This is a genomic window from Kluyvera sichuanensis (genome assembly GCF_040930405.1).
Classification (GTDB): domain Bacteria; phylum Pseudomonadota; class Gammaproteobacteria; order Enterobacterales; family Enterobacteriaceae; genus Kluyvera; species Kluyvera sichuanensis.
On the sequence record NZ_CP162271.1, the window covers coordinates 4,862,163 to 4,877,459 of the forward strand.

14 protein-coding genes are annotated in these 15,297 nt (G+C 53.5%); 7 read left to right on the top strand and 7 right to left on the bottom strand.

Going from position 1 to position 15,297, the window contains the following annotated elements; genetic code table 11:
• Positions 1-28: 28 nt before the first annotated feature.
• Complete coding sequence (gene brnQ, locus AB2B48_RS23075; RefSeq protein ID WP_368300370.1) at positions 29-1,348, top strand: branched-chain amino acid transporter carrier protein BrnQ; 1,320 nt, start codon at positions 29-31, stop codon at positions 1,346-1,348.
• Between the two features lie 128 nt (positions 1,349-1,476).
• Positions 1,477-2,829 carry a proline-specific permease ProY gene (gene proY, locus AB2B48_RS23080; RefSeq protein ID WP_185667318.1) on the top strand — a complete coding sequence of 451 codons (1,353 nt, stop codon included), beginning with the start codon at positions 1,477-1,479 and terminating at the stop codon, positions 2,827-2,829.
• A gap of 108 nt (positions 2,830-2,937) precedes the next feature.
• On the opposite strand, the gene fba is transcribed toward proY, so the two are convergent.
• The 5 genes from fba to AB2B48_RS23105 form a co-directional block, all read right to left on the bottom strand.
• On the bottom strand, positions 2,938-3,798 hold the full coding sequence (gene fba / locus AB2B48_RS23085) for a class II fructose-1,6-bisphosphate aldolase (protein ID WP_185667188.1): 861 nt from the start codon (positions 3,796-3,798) through the stop codon (positions 2,938-2,940).
• Between the two features lie 29 nt (positions 3,799-3,827).
• On the bottom strand, positions 3,828-4,790 hold the full coding sequence (locus tag AB2B48_RS23090) for a carbohydrate kinase family protein (RefSeq protein WP_185667187.1): 963 nt from the start codon (positions 4,788-4,790) through the stop codon (positions 3,828-3,830).
• 66 nt (positions 4,791-4,856) lie between these two features.
• On the bottom strand, positions 4,857-6,248 hold the full coding sequence (locus tag AB2B48_RS23095; RefSeq protein WP_185667186.1) for a PTS ascorbate transporter subunit IIC: 1,392 nt from the start codon (positions 6,246-6,248) through the stop codon (positions 4,857-4,859).
• A gap of 20 nt (positions 6,249-6,268) precedes the next feature.
• Complete coding sequence (locus tag AB2B48_RS23100) at positions 6,269-6,556, bottom strand: PTS sugar transporter subunit IIB (RefSeq protein WP_333010095.1); 288 nt, start codon at positions 6,554-6,556, stop codon at positions 6,269-6,271.
• Positions 6,550-7,005, bottom strand: coding sequence for a PTS sugar transporter subunit IIA (locus AB2B48_RS23105; protein WP_220440116.1), 456 nt, complete (start codon positions 7,003-7,005; stop codon positions 6,550-6,552). The genes AB2B48_RS23100 and AB2B48_RS23105 overlap by 7 nt, the downstream gene beginning before the upstream one ends.
• 514 nt (positions 7,006-7,519) lie before the next feature.
• Here AB2B48_RS23105 and malZ point away from each other — a divergent pair.
• Positions 7,520-9,340 (top strand): maltodextrin glucosidase, encoded by a 1,821-nt coding sequence (gene malZ / locus AB2B48_RS23110; protein ID WP_368300371.1) that lies wholly within the window; start codon positions 7,520-7,522, stop codon positions 9,338-9,340.
• On the opposite strand, the gene AB2B48_RS23115 is transcribed toward malZ, so the two are convergent.
• Entirely contained in the window at positions 9,334-10,236 is a 903-nt protein-coding gene (locus AB2B48_RS23115; protein WP_368300372.1) for a LysR family transcriptional regulator, read from the bottom strand. The two genes, malZ and AB2B48_RS23115, sit on opposite strands and share 7 nt — an antisense overlap.
• Positions 10,237-10,487: 251 nt before the next feature.
• Here AB2B48_RS23115 and AB2B48_RS23120 point away from each other — a divergent pair, with 251 nt between their 5' ends.
• From AB2B48_RS23120 to AB2B48_RS23130, 3 genes are read left to right on the top strand one after another with little or no spacing between them, the layout of a single operon-like run.
• On the top strand, positions 10,488-11,129 hold the full coding sequence (locus tag AB2B48_RS23120) for a hydrolase (RefSeq protein ID WP_368300373.1): 642 nt from the start codon (positions 10,488-10,490) through the stop codon (positions 11,127-11,129).
• A 21-nt stretch (positions 11,130-11,150) separates the two neighbouring features.
• Positions 11,151-11,732 carry an antibiotic biosynthesis monooxygenase gene (locus AB2B48_RS23125; protein WP_185667180.1) on the top strand — a complete coding sequence of 194 codons (582 nt, stop codon included), beginning with the start codon at positions 11,151-11,153 and terminating at the stop codon, positions 11,730-11,732.
• A gap of 20 nt (positions 11,733-11,752) precedes the next feature.
• Entirely contained in the window at positions 11,753-13,621 is a 1,869-nt protein-coding gene (locus AB2B48_RS23130; protein WP_333498983.1) for an amidohydrolase, read from the top strand.
• A 61-nt stretch (positions 13,622-13,682) separates the two neighbouring features.
• On the opposite strand, the gene AB2B48_RS23135 is transcribed toward AB2B48_RS23130, so the two are convergent.
• Complete coding sequence (locus AB2B48_RS23135) at positions 13,683-13,856, bottom strand: hypothetical protein (RefSeq protein WP_368300374.1); 174 nt, start codon at positions 13,854-13,856, stop codon at positions 13,683-13,685.
• 12 nt (positions 13,857-13,868) lie between these two features.
• On the opposite strand from AB2B48_RS23135, the gene AB2B48_RS23140 reads away from it, so the two are divergent.
• Positions 13,869-15,227: an MFS transporter gene (locus AB2B48_RS23140; protein ID WP_368300375.1), complete on the top strand. Its 1,359-nt coding sequence runs from the start codon at positions 13,869-13,871 to the stop codon at positions 15,225-15,227.
• The last annotated feature ends 70 nt before the right edge of the window (positions 15,228-15,297 follow it).

Sequence of the window (15,297 nt, forward strand, 5' to 3'; positions counted from 1 at the left end):
ACACCACATCCACAGGCTGTAGTTACATATGACCCATCAATTAAAATCGCGTGACATCATCGCTCTGGGCTTTATGACCTTCGCGTTGTTCGTTGGCGCAGGCAACATCATTTTCCCTCCAATGGTTGGTTTGCAGGCCGGTCCTCACGTCTGGACTGCCGCGATCGGCTTCCTGATTACCGCCGTTGGTCTTCCGGTGCTGACCGTGGTCGCGCTGGCAAAAGTGGGCGGTGGCGTGGATAGCCTGAGTACGCCAATTGGTAAAGTGGCGGGCGTGCTGCTCGCTACGGTCTGTTACCTGGCGGTGGGCCCGCTGTTTGCGACCCCGCGTACCGCGACCGTCTCGTTTGAAATCGGTATCGCGCCGCTGACCGGCAGCGGTGAACTGCCACTGTTCATCTACAGCCTGGTTTACTTCGCGCTGGTGATTCTGGTGTCGCTCTATCCGGGCAAACTGCTGGATACCGTGGGTAACTTCCTCGCGCCGCTGAAAATCCTGGCGCTGATTATTCTGTCCGTTGCCGCCGTGATGTGGCCAGCTGGCCCGATTAGCCACGCGATGGAAGCCTATGAAACCGCCGCGTTCTCAAATGGTTTCGTGAACGGCTATCTGACCATGGATACGCTGGGCGCGATGGTGTTTGGTATCGTTATTGTTAACGCCGCGCGTTCCCGTGGTGTGACCGAAGCGCGTCTACTGACTCGCTATACCATCTGGGCTGGCTTGATGGCCGGTGTCGGCCTGACGCTGCTGTACCTGGCGCTGTTCCGTCTGGGTTCCGACAGCGCGACGCTGGTCGATCAGAACGCGAACGGTGCGGCAATCCTGCACGCTTACGTACAGCACACCTTCGGTGGCGCGGGCAGCTTCCTGCTGGCGGCATTGATCTTCATCGCCTGTCTGGTGACCGCGGTGGGCCTGACCTGTGCTTGTGCTGAGTTCTTCGCCCAGTACCTGCCGTTCTCCTACCGTACGCTGGTGTTTATCCTCGGCCTGTTCTCCATGGCGGTGTCGAATCTGGGGCTGAGCCACCTGATTCAAATCTCTATTCCGGTGCTGACCGCGATTTATCCGCCATGTATCGCACTCGTAGTGCTGAGTTTTACCCGCAATTGGTGGCATAATTCGGGCCGCGTTATTGCACCACCGATGTTTATCAGCCTGGTATTTGGTATTCTTGACGGCATCAAAGCCTCTGCCTTTGCAGATGTGCTGCCGGCGTGGACTGCCCGTTTACCGCTGGCCGAGCAAGGCCTTGCATGGCTGATGCCGACGGTTGTGATGGCGGTTCTGGCGATTATCTGGGACCGTACAGCAGGTCGTCAGGTGACATCAAGCGCCCACTAACCGGCGTTTACATCAAGGTGTTTTAACCACGGAACGTGATGTTCCGTGGTTTTTTATTTTGGGTACTTTCACCTAAGTTGTTCGCGTTGCGGCGCGATGATGATGGGTATGACATGGCACTGGAAACGATGGAAAACAACAAGCTGAAGCGCGGGTTAAGTACCCGACACATTCGCTTTATGGCTCTCGGATCGGCCATTGGTACGGGGCTGTTTTACGGCTCCGCCGATGCGATTAAGATGGCCGGGCCTAGCGTTCTGCTGGCCTATATTATTGGCGGCGTTGCCGCGTATATCATCATGCGTGCACTGGGCGAAATGTCCGTGCATAACCCGTCTGCCAGCTCCTTCTCTCGCTATGCGCAGGACAACCTGGGGCCGCTGGCGGGCTATATCACCGGCTGGACCTACTGCTTTGAGATCCTGATTGTGGCGATTGCTGACGTGACCGCCTTTGGTATCTATATGGGCGTCTGGTTCCCGGCGGTGCCGCACTGGATATGGGTGCTCAGCGTGGTGCTGATCATCTGCGCCATCAACCTGATGAGCGTGAAGGTGTTCGGCGAGCTGGAATTCTGGTTCTCGTTCTTCAAAGTCGCTACCATTATCATCATGATCGTGGCCGGTTTTGGCATCATTATCTGGGGTATCGGCAACGGCGGGCAGCCAACGGGTATTCATAACCTGTGGAGCAACGGCGGCTTCTTCAGCAACGGCTGGCTCGGTATGGTGATGTCGCTGCAGATGGTGATGTTTGCCTATGGCGGTATCGAGATTATCGGTATCACGGCTGGTGAAGCGAAAGACCCGCAGACCTCTATTCCGCGCGCGATCAACTCCGTGCCAATGCGAATTCTGGTGTTCTACGTGGGTACCCTGTTCGTCATTATGTCCATCTATCCGTGGAACCAGGTCGGCACCAACGGCAGCCCATTTGTGATGACCTTCCAGCATCTGGGGATCACCTTTGCAGCCAGCATCCTTAACTTTGTGGTACTGACGGCATCACTGTCGGCGATTAACTCCGATGTGTTCGGCGTGGGTCGTATGCTGCACGGTATGGCGGAGCAGGGCAGCGCACCGAAGGTGTTCGCTAAAACCTCCCGTCGCGGTATTCCGTGGGTGACGGTGATGGTGATGACCATCGCACTGCTGTTTGCGGTGTACCTCAACTACATCATGCCTGAAAACGTCTTCCTGGTGATTGCGTCGCTGGCGACCTTCGCCACCGTGTGGGTGTGGATTATGATCCTGCTCTCGCAGGTGGCCTTCCGTCGACGTCTGTCGGCTGATGAAATCAAAGCGCTGAAGTTTAAAGTGCCTGGCGGCGTGGCGACGACCATCGTCGGTATCGTCTTCCTGGTCTTTATTATTGCGCTCATTGGTTACCACCCGGATACCCGCATTTCGCTGTACGTGGGCTTTGCGTGGATTCTACTGCTGTTAGTCGGCTGGGCATTGAAAACCCGTCGCAGCAAATAATCTGCTCTATCACGTAGCCCGGACGAGGTGCGTATGCACCGACTCCGGGTCTTTCCCGGCGTCGCTTCGCTCGGCCGGGCGACTGCCTTTGTCACGCGTCTCTATTTCCTAATAGCGGTTTTGCGAACCAAAGAGCTCGATACGTCGTGCAATCATTTGGCGTACCGGCTTCAACCCCTGATTAATCACTTTCCGCGGGTCGTTTACATCGTGGCCAGTGTCTGCGGCAAATATCGCTTTCACCTCCTGGCACCAGGCGTACATATTTTCGGTATTGACGTTAATTTTAGCCGTGCCACAGGCAATGGCTTTACGCATATCCTCGTCAGCAATGCCGGTGCCACCGTGTAGTACCAACGGTACTTTTACGCGCTCTGCAATGGCTTTCATCTCCGTAAACCCCAGTTTAGCTTTACCCTTGTAGAGACCATGGGTTGACCCAAGCGCCGCTGCCAGACAGTCAACCTGGGTTTCGCTGACCAGGGTGTAACACTCCTGCGGATCGGCATAAATAACCTCAGAGTTAACGATCCCATCTTCGCTGCCAGCAATGGTACCTAACTCCGCCTCAACTGAAATACCTTTGCTGTGCGCCAGTTCGACCAGATGACGGGTGATGGCCAGGTTCTCCTTAAATGGCAGGTGTGAACCATCAAACATAATAGAGCTGAATCCAGCTTCGATGGCGGCTTCGCAGGCTTCACGAGTGGTTCCATGATCCAGATGCAGTGCGACCGGAGTATCAATCTCTAAATAATCCATCGCATTAACCACGATGTCATGAATACATTTTAATCCCAGCATATGTTTAACCGTGCCGCCGGAAACACCTAAAATAACCGGTGAGCGTAACTGCTGGCCGGTACGTAATACAGCACCAACCCATTCCAGATTATTAATATTGAACTGCCCTACGGCATAGCCGTCCCGTAGGGCATGCTGAAGCATGTCCTTCATAGAAACTAACATAATCACCTCTTGATATTTACGAAATGCCTTTATTCACCAAAATATTGCGTTAAGTTTCTTTCGTAACTTTTTAGCGAATGATGGACAACGGCAAGGTCTGGCATTGACTCACGGACACCTTTTTTCTCAATAGAAATTGCAGCAGTCAGGCTGGCAAATAAAATGATATTATCAATGTGCCATGAGTAATGTACGCCGTAGGTAAAGGCTCCATGGAATACATCGCCAGCACCGGTAGTATCTACAGCATTGCATAGCCAGGAAGGGACGATTTGTAGCATTCCACTCTTTAAAAATGCACAGCCTTTTTCCCCAAGAGTAATAAATGCTTCGCCACGGCAAATTTTATTTAACTCAATGAGCGCCAATTTTATTTCTGCTTCAGAACTCAGTGATTTATATCCCATATAATCACGAGCAAAATGCTCACTGACCACAAAATAATCTGTCCAGGCTGCAAGTTTAATATTGCTGGCACGTAATGAACCACCATCCATAACCACTCTGGCTGTAGGTAGTTTCTTGATTAAATATTCACTGATTTCTGCTTCATGACCGTCAATTAAAAGCGTTACTGGCTCTTCTGATGCAATTAAGCGCTCAGCTAAACTGTCGAGCTTGAGCTTCTGGTCATAGGTCAGCGTCGGCGGACTCTGCATTTTACGCGTAATGATTGTTCGCGAACCCGTTAAGCGATTCACCAAAACTGACGCCAGCGGCGTGATCATTTCATCGGAGAAAACCACCTGGCTAGTATCAACGCCCGCCTCAGCAAACTCATCGATAATACGCTGGCCGTAAAGATCCTGATTCAAGTGGCCAATGTAATAAACATCTTCGCCCCATAGTCCCAGAAGCCACGCTGCATTTGCTGCCGGACCGCCGCCGCTCTCAATGAAGTCATGGCAGAAATTTTTGGTGTTTTCCTGCGGCCATTCATTCAAAAAGAAAAACTGATCAAAACATGAAAACCCAATGGACAAGATAGCCATAACAACTCCTGATTATTTTGTCTGCTGCGGGAAGACGTCCCTTCCCGCAGGGAAAAATGAAAATGCTTACTCATTTTTCTTATTCGCGGTGAGTTCCTCATAGCTGAGCGTGTCACCGACTACACGAACCGAACGGAAGCAGAATGGCACCAGCAGCGCGACAATCAGTATCAGGCAAATCAGATAGATAGTTATCTGGCCAAACTGGGTGAAGGCGTTACCGATAATGATTCCCCAGACCGCAAAATCGAAATCGGCAAAGGTACTGTTTTCGAAGCCCAGGTTGCCTAACGCCGGGAGCAGCATCGCCGGGAGGAATGCAAGGAAGATACCGCCGATAAATGAAGCAATAATGCAACCGCGCTTACCGCCAAGCTTGTCGGCAAATACTCCGGAGGTCCCACCGCAGAAGAAGTGCGGGACCATCCCCGGGATAATTAGCGCCATACCCAATGCCCCCAGGAAAAGCATCCCGACCAGACCGCCGATGAAGGAACTGATAAAGCCAACGACAACGGCAGTCGGGCTAAAGGTGAAAAACACTGCGCAGTCCACGGCGGGGATTGAGTTTGGTATCAGTTTCTGACTAATTCCCTGGAAGGCAGGAACCAGATCGCCGAGGATCAGTCGCACGCCGTTGTAAACGATGGCGACACCAACCGCAAACTGCAGGCCGGTAAGGATTGAGAAGATCAGCATATTCTGATCCGTTATTGTACGCAGATACTCAGTACCGGCGACGGCGCTACACACAAAGTAGATAACGAACATCACGATCCCGGTGGTGACCGTGGTATCGCGTAAAAAGCCCCATTTTTCTGAGATTTCAGTGTCGGCAAATGAGTTTGCCGGGTTGCCGGTTTTCGTGGCAATCCAGGCTGAGATGTAATAGCCCAGGGAGCCAAAGTGCCCCATGGCAATACCACCATCTTCCGTCACCTGCTTGGTATAGCGCTGCCCGATTGCTGGAGAAATAGCTGACCATGAACCAAGCAGGAATCCGCCGATTAATACCAACATCCAGCCACGGAATTCTGCCGCCTGCAATACTGCTGAGAATAGACAGGCCAGGAAGAAAGAGTGATGACCGGTAAGAAAGATGTATTTGTACTTAGTAAAGCGAGCAATAAGCAGGTTAAAAATAAAACCTAGTAGCAAGATACTCATGGTTTCCACGCCCAGCACTTTCTGTGCAACGGAAACAATGGCTTCGTTGTTAGGGATTACTCCACGGATATTAAATCCGGCTTCGATAATCCCACCGAGTGGGTTCAGGTTAGCAACGATAACGCCAGCGCCAGCGCTTAACATTAAATAACCTAAAATCGGCTTTAGGGTACCGGTGAGTAATTTATTTCCAGGGGAGCGCAATGCCACTAAACCGACGAATGCGATAATCCCCATCAAAAATGCGGGTTGACTAAATATCTCTGACAGAAAACTAAGAATAGCCTGCATGATCGTTCCCTCAATAATGATTAAGAGTGAGTTGCAGCAATGTTGGTGAGTGCCTCAGTAATATCTTCAGCTATTTTCGCTTTATGAACATAACTGCGAATAATGGCGACATTACAGTGCGCAGGAAATTGGGTTGCCAATTCTTTGATGGTAACGTAAAGATCGGCTTTTTCTCCTACTGCGTTAGCGAAATCAACGGAGGCAACGTCGGCTTTGATGCCTAGTTCATCACATATTTTTTTGACATTATTCGCAGCCATTAATGAGCTACCAATACCGTTACCACAAACTGTTCTGATAACTAACATAACGACGACTCCATTTGTTTTTGGATAAAATGTAATACTGAATTAACTTCATGCTCCTGTTGAAGAAAGGTCACAAGGTCGGACTCTATGAGTGAAGCAATCAGTTGGATCATCCTTATATGGTTATTTGCATCCGCGCCGGCGATAGCGATGATGACGTTAACGGGGTCAAACTCCTCATTGCCAAAGTTGATAGGTTGCTGGCTGGTGACTAAAGAAAACCCGGTTTGTAATGCGCCTTTTTCTGGCCGAGCGTGAGGCATTGCCAGACCGTAGTCGATAACGATGGCGGGACCAAAATCCTGGTAGACCTCGAGCATTGATCCGACATATTCCGGGCGACAAATATTTTGTCGGATAAGCAATGTGCCAGCGAATTCGATAGCCTGTTCTGCGCTGGAAAGAGGTTGCTTAAGCGCAATCAATTCAGGGTTAAAAATAATATTCATTACCTAATCCTTAATGTATGCGTATTCCTGTGATAAAGCATGACTAAATATGTTGATGAAAATCATAACGCAGGTCACATCTGTATTTTTAAATAGTGACATTAATCACATTGAGAGGTTGTTGGAAATATTTGGCTCATAAAAAACAAGTCTATTAAATGCTTTAATATCATATTGTTGTGTTTTGTCTTTTAGCGATGAAAAAAATAAACGTGAAGAGAGATGGCTAGCCTTCTGTATTTACATTCAATAAATTGAATCTTCATCACAAATATTGGGGCATTGTTTTTGAAAACTTTGAACAACACCTCAAAAAAACGCGTATCACTAATATTTATGCAAAGGTTGTCTTGCTCTGAAGGCTGGGAGACTCGTGCCCCGTAGGGCTTTACTGCGCGGACATGAGGGCCTGCTACCCTCCGCCCCCGTCCTCCTCCCTACAAAAAAGTACAAAAGATGAGTAGGGTGCAATAGTCGTATGGCAAGGTGGGCTCACTTTGAGGATAGGGGATAGATGATGTTGAACGCCTGGCACCTTCCTGTTGCTCCCTTTATTAAACAGCAGCAGGACAAACTCATTATCACGCTGTGGCTTCGTGGCGATGACTTGCCGCAGCGGGTAACGATGCGCTCGGAAGTCGATAACGAAGAGATGGCGGTGCCGATGCGCCGCAGTGGCAAAGCGCCGAGCCACGATATCGTACAATGGCGCACGGAAATTGGTCTACATGAAGGCCAACCGCGCCGTCGTTACGCCTTTAAACTGCTGTGGGATGACCGCCAGCAGTGGTTTTCGCCAACAGGCTTTAGCGCCTTTCCGCCAGCCAAGCTGGCGCTTTTCGCCTTTGATAGCCCGGATGCGGGCCCGCAGTGGGTGACTGAACAGGTTTTCTATCAGATTTTCCCGGACCGTTTTGCCCGTAGCCCGGCTCGTAGCGATCGGCAGGACAACGTCTACCACCATCATGCGGCCGGTCACGACATCATTCTGCGCGACTGGGATGAACCACTTACCGCCGAAGCGGGCGGCTCGACCTTTTACGGCGGTGACCTCGACGGTATCAGTGAAAAATTACCGTACCTGAAAGCGCTTGGGGTGACCGCGCTGTATCTGAACCCGGTATTTACCGCACCCAGCGTGCATAAGTACGACACCGAAGATTATCGTGAAGTGGACCCGCAGTTTGGCGGAAACGATGCGCTGCTGCGCCTGCGCCATCACACTCAGCGTGAGGGGATGCGGCTTGTCCTTGACGGGGTGTTTAACCACAGCGGCGACACTCATGCCTGGTTTGACCGCCACAACCGCACAGCGAGCGGAGCCTGTCATCATCCGGACTCACCGTGGCGCGACCACTACAGCTTTTCACCGGAGGGGAAAGCGCTCGACTGGCTGGGCTACGCCAGCTTGCCGAAGCTCGATTACCAGTCTCAGGCGCTGATTGACGAAATCTACGGCGGTGAAGACAGCATCGTTCGTCACTGGCTGAAAGCGCCGTGGAATATGGACGGCTGGCGGCTGGACGTGGTGCACATGCTTGGCGAAGCGGGCGGCGCGAAGAACAACCTGAAACACGTGGCGGCGATAACCCAGGCGGCGAAAGCCGCGCGGCCGGATGCCTATGTGCTCGGCGAACACTTTGGTGATGCGCGCCAGTGGCTACAGCAGGATGCGGAAGATGCGGCGATGAACTACCGCGGATTTACCTTCCCGCTGTGGGGTTTCCTCGCCAATACCGATATCTCCTACGACCCGCAGAAAATTGATGCACAGACCTGCATCGCGTGGATGGAGGATTACCGTGCCGGGCTGTCGCATCAGCAGCAGCTGCGCATGTTTAACCAGCTTGATAGCCACGATACGGCACGCTTTAAATCGCTGCTCGGCCGTGATGTGGCGCGTCTGCCGCTGGCGGTGGTCTGGCTGTTTAGCTGGCCCGGCGTGCCTTGTATTTACTACGGTGATGAAGTCGGACTGGATGGCGATAACGACCCGTTCTGCCGTAAGCCATTCCCGTGGGATGAAAATAAACAGGATAAAAACCTGCTAGCGCTCTACCAGCGTCTGGCGGCGCTGCGTAAAGCCACGCCTGCGCTGCGCCTTGGCGCCTGCCAGGTGCTCTATGCGGTGGGAGATGTGGTGGTGTTCCTGCGCGTACTTGGCGCGGAGCGCGTGCTGGTCGCCATTAATCGCGGTGAAGCCTGCGACATCACGTTAGCAGACTCTCCGTTGCTGCACGTGGCCCGCTGGCAGCGCCGGGAGGGCGATGCGCAGCTTGAGGGCATGGACCTGGCACTACCGGCTGTCTCCGCGTCGGTGTGGACCGGTCACTGATAGAGACGGCGAATCTCAGCGCTGGCGAGCAGGGTTTCACGCCACCAGCGCTGAGCGAGCCCGTCGCTGCCGTTGCGCCAGGCGATATAGGCGACATCTTTCTGGCGAAACGAGTTTACCGTTTTCTCCACCAGTTCTCCTGCTGCCAGCCACGGACTGGCAATATGGCGGGGGAGGAACCCGCAGCCCATACCGGCACGAAGCAGCGTCACCTTGCTGTGAAAATCGTCGACGCGAATCTGCGGCTGTTCATCCATCAGGTTGGTCTGCAAGGGGTGGCATACCCGCGCGCTATCGCTTATCACCACCGCGCGATGTAAACAGAGCAGCTCGTTGGTTAAGCCCTCTGAGGCGGTCGCCAGAGGGTGATTTGGGGCGACGACAAACACGTTATCCAGCGTGCCGAGCATACGATATGACCAGGCAGCCGAGGTGGGCGGTTCGTTAATTGCGCCGAGGATAATATCCGCGCCGTTATGGGTCAGTTCTTCCCAGGAACCCGCCAGCGTGTGGTGGGTAAAGTTGAGGCGCGTCTGTTTATTCAGTGCATAAAATGCGTCGATCGTCGGCAATAGCGCGGCAAAGGGAAACGAGTCGTCCAGCGCAATCGCCAGCTCTTTTTCCCAGCCAGAGGTTAGCTGTATCGCCTGTTTTTCCAGATCTTTTGCCGCATTGAGCAGCAGACGGCCCTTTTCCAGCATCATACGCCCGGTATCGGTAAATTTTGCCCGATGCCCGGAGCGGTCAAGCAGCGTAATGTCCAGGTCGCTTTCCAGCTTTTGAATCATATAGCTAAGCGCGGCGGGCGTTTTAAACAGCGAATCGGCGGCGGCGGCAAAGGTCCCGTGTTTCTCAAGAGCATCAAGAATAAGCAGTACGTCCAGATTGATTCGCATAATGGGAAAATATCCTGAAAATTAAACCACTACGTTGTAACGAATAGTGAAAAACAATGCCAGTGAATAAATTAGATATAAGCATCGCATTTTTTTGATGCTGATTTATTACCGTCACAAGATGGTAAGTTTTCTTTAATAACTCGTTAGAAATTTCCCGCTATACTCAACAAGCTTTCTGATTCAGGATCCTGCTGCTGACGGCAGTTTAAGACCGTTGCCTTTTAACTTATTGATTAAGAAGGTTTGTTATGTCTATCCGGGAACTGATTGACCCTAATAACTCTGCGCTTATTTTTATTGACCATCAGCCACAAATGTCATTTGGCGTGGCGAATATTGATCGCCAGACATTAAAAAATAATACCGTAGCGTTAGCGAAAGCCGGGAAAATATTTAATGTTCCGGTCATTTATACCTCCGTCGAAACGAAAAGTTTTAGCGGTTATATCTGGCCAGAATTACTCGCCGTTCATCCTGACGTTAAGCCTATTGAACGCACCTCAATGAACTCCTGGGAAGACGCCGCTTTTGTGAAAGCGGTGGAAGCGACCGGGCGTAAAAAATTGATTATCTCCGCGTTGTGGACCGAAGTCTGCCTGACCTTCCCGGCGCTGATGGCGCTGGAAGCGGGCTATGAGGTTTACGTGGTGACCGATACCTCTGGTGGCACCTCCGTGGATGCCCACGAACGTTCTATCGACCGCATGGTACAGGCCGGTGCGGTGCCGGTGACCTGGCAGCAGGTGCTGCTGGAGTACCAGCGCGACTGGTCACGCAAAGAGACCTATGACGCGGTGATGGATCTGGTGCGTGAACACAGCGGCGCCTATGGGATGGGCGTGGATTACGCCTACACCATGGTGCATGGCGCGCCTGAGCGCAAAGCTTAAGGCCTGAGATCCGGTGGGGCGATGACCCCGCCGGTTTGCAAGCGCAAGGAACCTATCGTCATGACGCAAAAGCATGTCACGCTGGTCATTACCCACGCTATTCGCCCCGAACACGTTGCGCAGTATGAAGCCTGGCTGGGCGAGATTATGCCTATCGCCGCTAACTATCCGGGCCATCTGGGGGCCAACGTTATTCGCCCGGTCGATGGGCAAACGGCCTGGAATATCATCATCCGCTTCGACACCATCGAACACCTTTATGGCTGGACCCAGTCTGACGTGCGGCGCAAGCTGGTTGAGGAGATTGCCCCGGTGCTGGGTGAGGGCGACCGTACAGAAGTGCGCACCGAAGCCGCCTTCTGGTTTACCCCGCCCGCCGCCAATGTTCGCCAGCCGAAGCGCTGGAAACAGTTTCTGATAACGCTGCTGGTGATTTTCCCCAGTACCAATCTGGTGCCCGCGATTACCGGCATGCTGCTGCCGTCGTTAAAGGGAACCCTGTCGCTGCATTTTATCAATGATGCCTGTGTGGTCGCGCTGGTGGTCTGGTTCTGGATGCCCATCGTGACCCGCCTGTTTGCCGGTTGGCTGAAAAAAGCCTGAACCGACGCGAGGAGAACGCTATGTCACAAACCGCTACCCTGATTTTAACCCAGGGGCAGATTCACACGCTTGACCCGCAACAGCCGCTCGTGGACGCGGTGGCCATTGCCGACGGCAAAATTCTGGCCGTCGGCAGCGACGCGCAGATGATGTCCTGGGCGGGCGAAGGCACGCAGATTGTCGACCTTCACGGTCACACGGTGATCCCCGGCCTTAACGACTCGCACCTGCACCTGATTCGCGGCGGGCTGAACTACAACCTGGAGCTGCGCTGGGAAGGCGTACCGTCGCTGGCGGATGCACTACGCATGCTCAAAGAGCAGGCCGACCGTACGCCGTCGCCGCAGTGGGTGCGCGTGGTGGGCGGCTGGAGTGAGTTCCAGTTTGCCGAACGCCGGATGCCAACGCTGCAGGAGCTTAACGACGCCGCGCCAGATACGCCGGTATTTGTGCTGCACCTCTACGATCGCGCGCTGCTCAACCGCGCCGCGCTGAAGGCGGTGGGCTACACCAAAGATACGCCAGCCCCTGCGGGCGGCGAGATTGTTCGCGACAACAACGGCAACCCGACCGGGATGCTGATTGCCAAACCTAACGCCATGATCCTCTATGCGACGCTGGCGAAGGGGCCGAAGCTGCCGCTGGAGATGCAGGTCAACTCCACCCGTCAGTTTATGCGCGAACTGAACCGACTGGGGCTGACCAGCGCCATTGATGCGGGCGGCGGCTTCCAGAACTACCCGGAAGATTACGAAATTATTGAGCAGCTGCACGCCAATAAGCAGATGACTATCCGCATCGCCTATAACCTGTTTACCCAGCGTCCGAAGCAGGAGGTCGAGGATTTCGAACGCTGGACGGATATGCTGAAACCGGGGCAGGGCACCGACTTCTACCGTGCCAACGGCGCGGGCGAGATGCTGGTCTTCTCGGCGGCCGACTTTGAAGATTTCCTGCAGCCGCGTCCGGATCTGCCGCCGGGGATGGAAGATGAACTTGAACGCGTCGTCCGTCACCTGGTCGAGCATCGCTGGCCGTTCCGCCTGCACGCCACTTACGATGAATCGATCAGCCGCATGCTGGACGTGTTCGAGAAGGTTAACCGTGATATTCCGTTCAACGGTCTGCACTGGTTCTTTGACCACGCAGAGACCATCACCGAGCGCAATATTGAGCGCGTGAAGGCGCTGGGCGGTGGGATTGCGGTGCAGCACCGTATGGCCTTCCAGGGGGAATACTTTGTCGATCGCTACGGCAAAGACGCGGTGAAACACACGCCGCCGGTGGCGAAAATGCTGGAGGTGGGCGTTCCTGTTGGTCTGGGTACGGACGCCACCCGCGTGGCAAGCTACAACCCGTGGACGGCACTGTACTGGCTGGTTTCCGGGCGTACCGTCGGCGGTATGGCGATGTATGACGATGAAAACCGTCTGCCGCGCGATGTGGCGCTGGAACTGTGGACGGCAGGCAGCGCTTGGTTCTCCAGCGAGCAGGGGAAAAAGGGACGTATTGCCGCCGGACAACTGGCGGATTTGGTGGCGTTGTCGAAGGACTATTTCAACGTGCCGGAAGAAGAGATCAAAGGCATTGAGTCGGTGATGACGATTGTCGATGGCCGCGTGGTCTACGCCGCCGGGCACTTCACACCGATCGCCCCGCCGTCGATTCCGGTGGTGCCGGATTGGTCGCCAGTGGTGAAAGTGCCGGGCCACTATCGCTCCGCGCCTCCGGGTTCTGAGCATATCGGTGCGGTGGTTCAGATGCACCAGTGCTGCGGCAGCTGCGGCGTACACGGGCATCAGCACGACATTGCGCGTCAGTCTGGTATTCCGGTATCTGACGATCGCGCCTTCTGGGGTGCGCTTGGCTGTTCCTGCTTCTCGTTCTAACCCGCTCTCAGGTGGTCAGGTTCACTGACCGCCTTTTCTTGTGACTCCCGCCTTATTGTTATCAATATATTTCAAATTTGTGATCTTTATTGGCGTGATCCATCTGGATCTTTGCGCCTGCCTCTTCTAATGTCATTAACATCTTAATGATTAGATAATAATCAATAGATTTGTATATATCAGAAATAAGCAAGGCCAGCGCAATACCGCGCTGGCTACCGTTTTTACGTGCCAATGGGGATGCCAGATGAGTCACGTTTATGCCGATAAACCAATATTAAACAGCCTGACCGGCAGTGAAGAAGAGCAGCGGTTATTAAAGAAGGTGGTGTGGAAAATCATGCCGGTACTGTTTATCGCCTACTTTTTCTCCTTCCTTGACCGCGTCAATATTGGCTATGCCAAGCTGCAGATGCAGAGCGCTATTGGCTTTACCGATACGCAGTATGCAATTGCGGCGGGGATCTTTTTTATCGGCTATGCGCTATGCGAAATTCCCAGCAATATGCTGATGGATAAAATCGGCGCACGTAAAACGCTGACCCGCATCATGCTGCTGTGGGGCACGCTTTCCGCCTGCACGATGTTTGTGCAGACTATCAACCAGCTTTATGCGCTGCGAATCTTGCTGGGTATTTTTGAAGCTGGGTTTGTACCGGGGGTGATCCTCTACTTTACCTACTGGTTCCCGAGCCATATTCGCGGGCGCATCACCGCCATCTTCCTGGTCGCCACGCTGACCGCGCCAATGATTGGCGGCCCGGTTTCCGGGGTTATTTTGCAATATATGCACGGTTGGCACGGGCTGGAGGGCTGGCAGTGGATGTTCCTGCTGGACGCGCTGCCGGTCTTTTTTATCGCGGGGGTTATCTATTTTAATCTCGCCGACAAGCCGGACGAGGCAACATGGTTAAGCCCGCAGGAAAAGGCGCTGCACCAGCAGATGATGCAGAAAGACCGGGAAAAGCAGGGCATCACGGCGGGTTATGGCACGCACGGTAAAAAAGCGATGCTGGGGGCGCTGGCTGATCCGAAAGTGTTCCTGCTGATTGCCTTTATTTTTGCCACCAACTGCGGCGCCTATGCGTTTAACTTCTGGCTACCGACGATGATTAAGGAGATGGGGGTTGGCAATATCGCGGTTATCGCGCTGCTGGGGGCGATCCCGTTCGCCATGGCGATTCTGGGGGAACTCACGATTTGCCGCAGCTCCGATATCCGCCGTGAACGCCGCTGGCACTTTGTCTTTGGTGCGACGCTTGCTGCCGTGAGCCTGATTGCGGTGGGTTATCTGGAGGTGCCGATGTACCTGAAACTGGTGCTGCTGGGGGTTGCCGGGTTTGGCTTTAGCGGGGCATCGGGGATCTCCTGGACCTTCCCATCGACCTATCTCGATCCGGTGAAAGCGCCGGCGGGGATTGCGATGATCAGCATGATCTCCACGTCGTCCGGCTTCTTTGCGCCGTGGGTTATGGGCGTGACGCGGGATATGACCGGGAGCAGTAATGCGGGGCTTTACAGCATTGCGGCGGTGCTGCTGGTGAGCGTGATTATCATGATTTTCTTTGCCCCGAAGCGGGCAGTGTATGTGCAGCAGCCATCATAACGTCGTGTATCACGGACTCCAGCAAAACAAAAAGGCTCGCAATGCGAGCCTTTTTTTGACGAAACGTCAG

Excerpts from the sequence above, each read along its gene's own strand:
- brnQ (WP_368300370.1), top strand. The coding sequence starts at position 29 with ATGACCCATCAATTAAAATCGCGTGACATCATCGCTCTGGGCTTTATG.
- proY (WP_185667318.1), top strand. The coding sequence starts at position 1,477 with ATGGAAAACAACAAGCTGAAGCGCGGGTTAAGTACCCGACACATTCGC.
- fba (WP_185667188.1), bottom strand. The coding sequence starts at position 3,798 with ATGTTAGTTTCTATGAAGGACATGCTTCAGCATGCCCTACGGGACGGC.
- AB2B48_RS23090 (WP_185667187.1), bottom strand. The coding sequence starts at position 4,790 with ATGGCTATCTTGTCCATTGGGTTTTCATGTTTTGATCAGTTTTTCTTT.
- AB2B48_RS23095 (WP_185667186.1), bottom strand. The coding sequence starts at position 6,248 with ATGCAGGCTATTCTTAGTTTTCTGTCAGAGATATTTAGTCAACCCGCA.
- AB2B48_RS23100 (WP_333010095.1), bottom strand. The coding sequence starts at position 6,556 with ATGTTAGTTATCAGAACAGTTTGTGGTAACGGTATTGGTAGCTCATTA.
- AB2B48_RS23105 (WP_220440116.1), bottom strand. The coding sequence starts at position 7,005 with ATGAATATTATTTTTAACCCTGAATTGATTGCGCTTAAGCAACCTCTT.
- malZ (WP_368300371.1), top strand. The coding sequence starts at position 7,520 with ATGATGTTGAACGCCTGGCACCTTCCTGTTGCTCCCTTTATTAAACAG.
- AB2B48_RS23115 (WP_368300372.1), bottom strand. The coding sequence starts at position 10,236 with ATGCGAATCAATCTGGACGTACTGCTTATTCTTGATGCTCTTGAGAAA.
- AB2B48_RS23120 (WP_368300373.1), top strand. The coding sequence starts at position 10,488 with ATGTCTATCCGGGAACTGATTGACCCTAATAACTCTGCGCTTATTTTT.
- AB2B48_RS23125 (WP_185667180.1), top strand. The coding sequence starts at position 11,151 with ATGACCCCGCCGGTTTGCAAGCGCAAGGAACCTATCGTCATGACGCAA.
- AB2B48_RS23130 (WP_333498983.1), top strand. The coding sequence starts at position 11,753 with ATGTCACAAACCGCTACCCTGATTTTAACCCAGGGGCAGATTCACACG.
- AB2B48_RS23140 (WP_368300375.1), top strand. The coding sequence starts at position 13,869 with ATGAGTCACGTTTATGCCGATAAACCAATATTAAACAGCCTGACCGGC.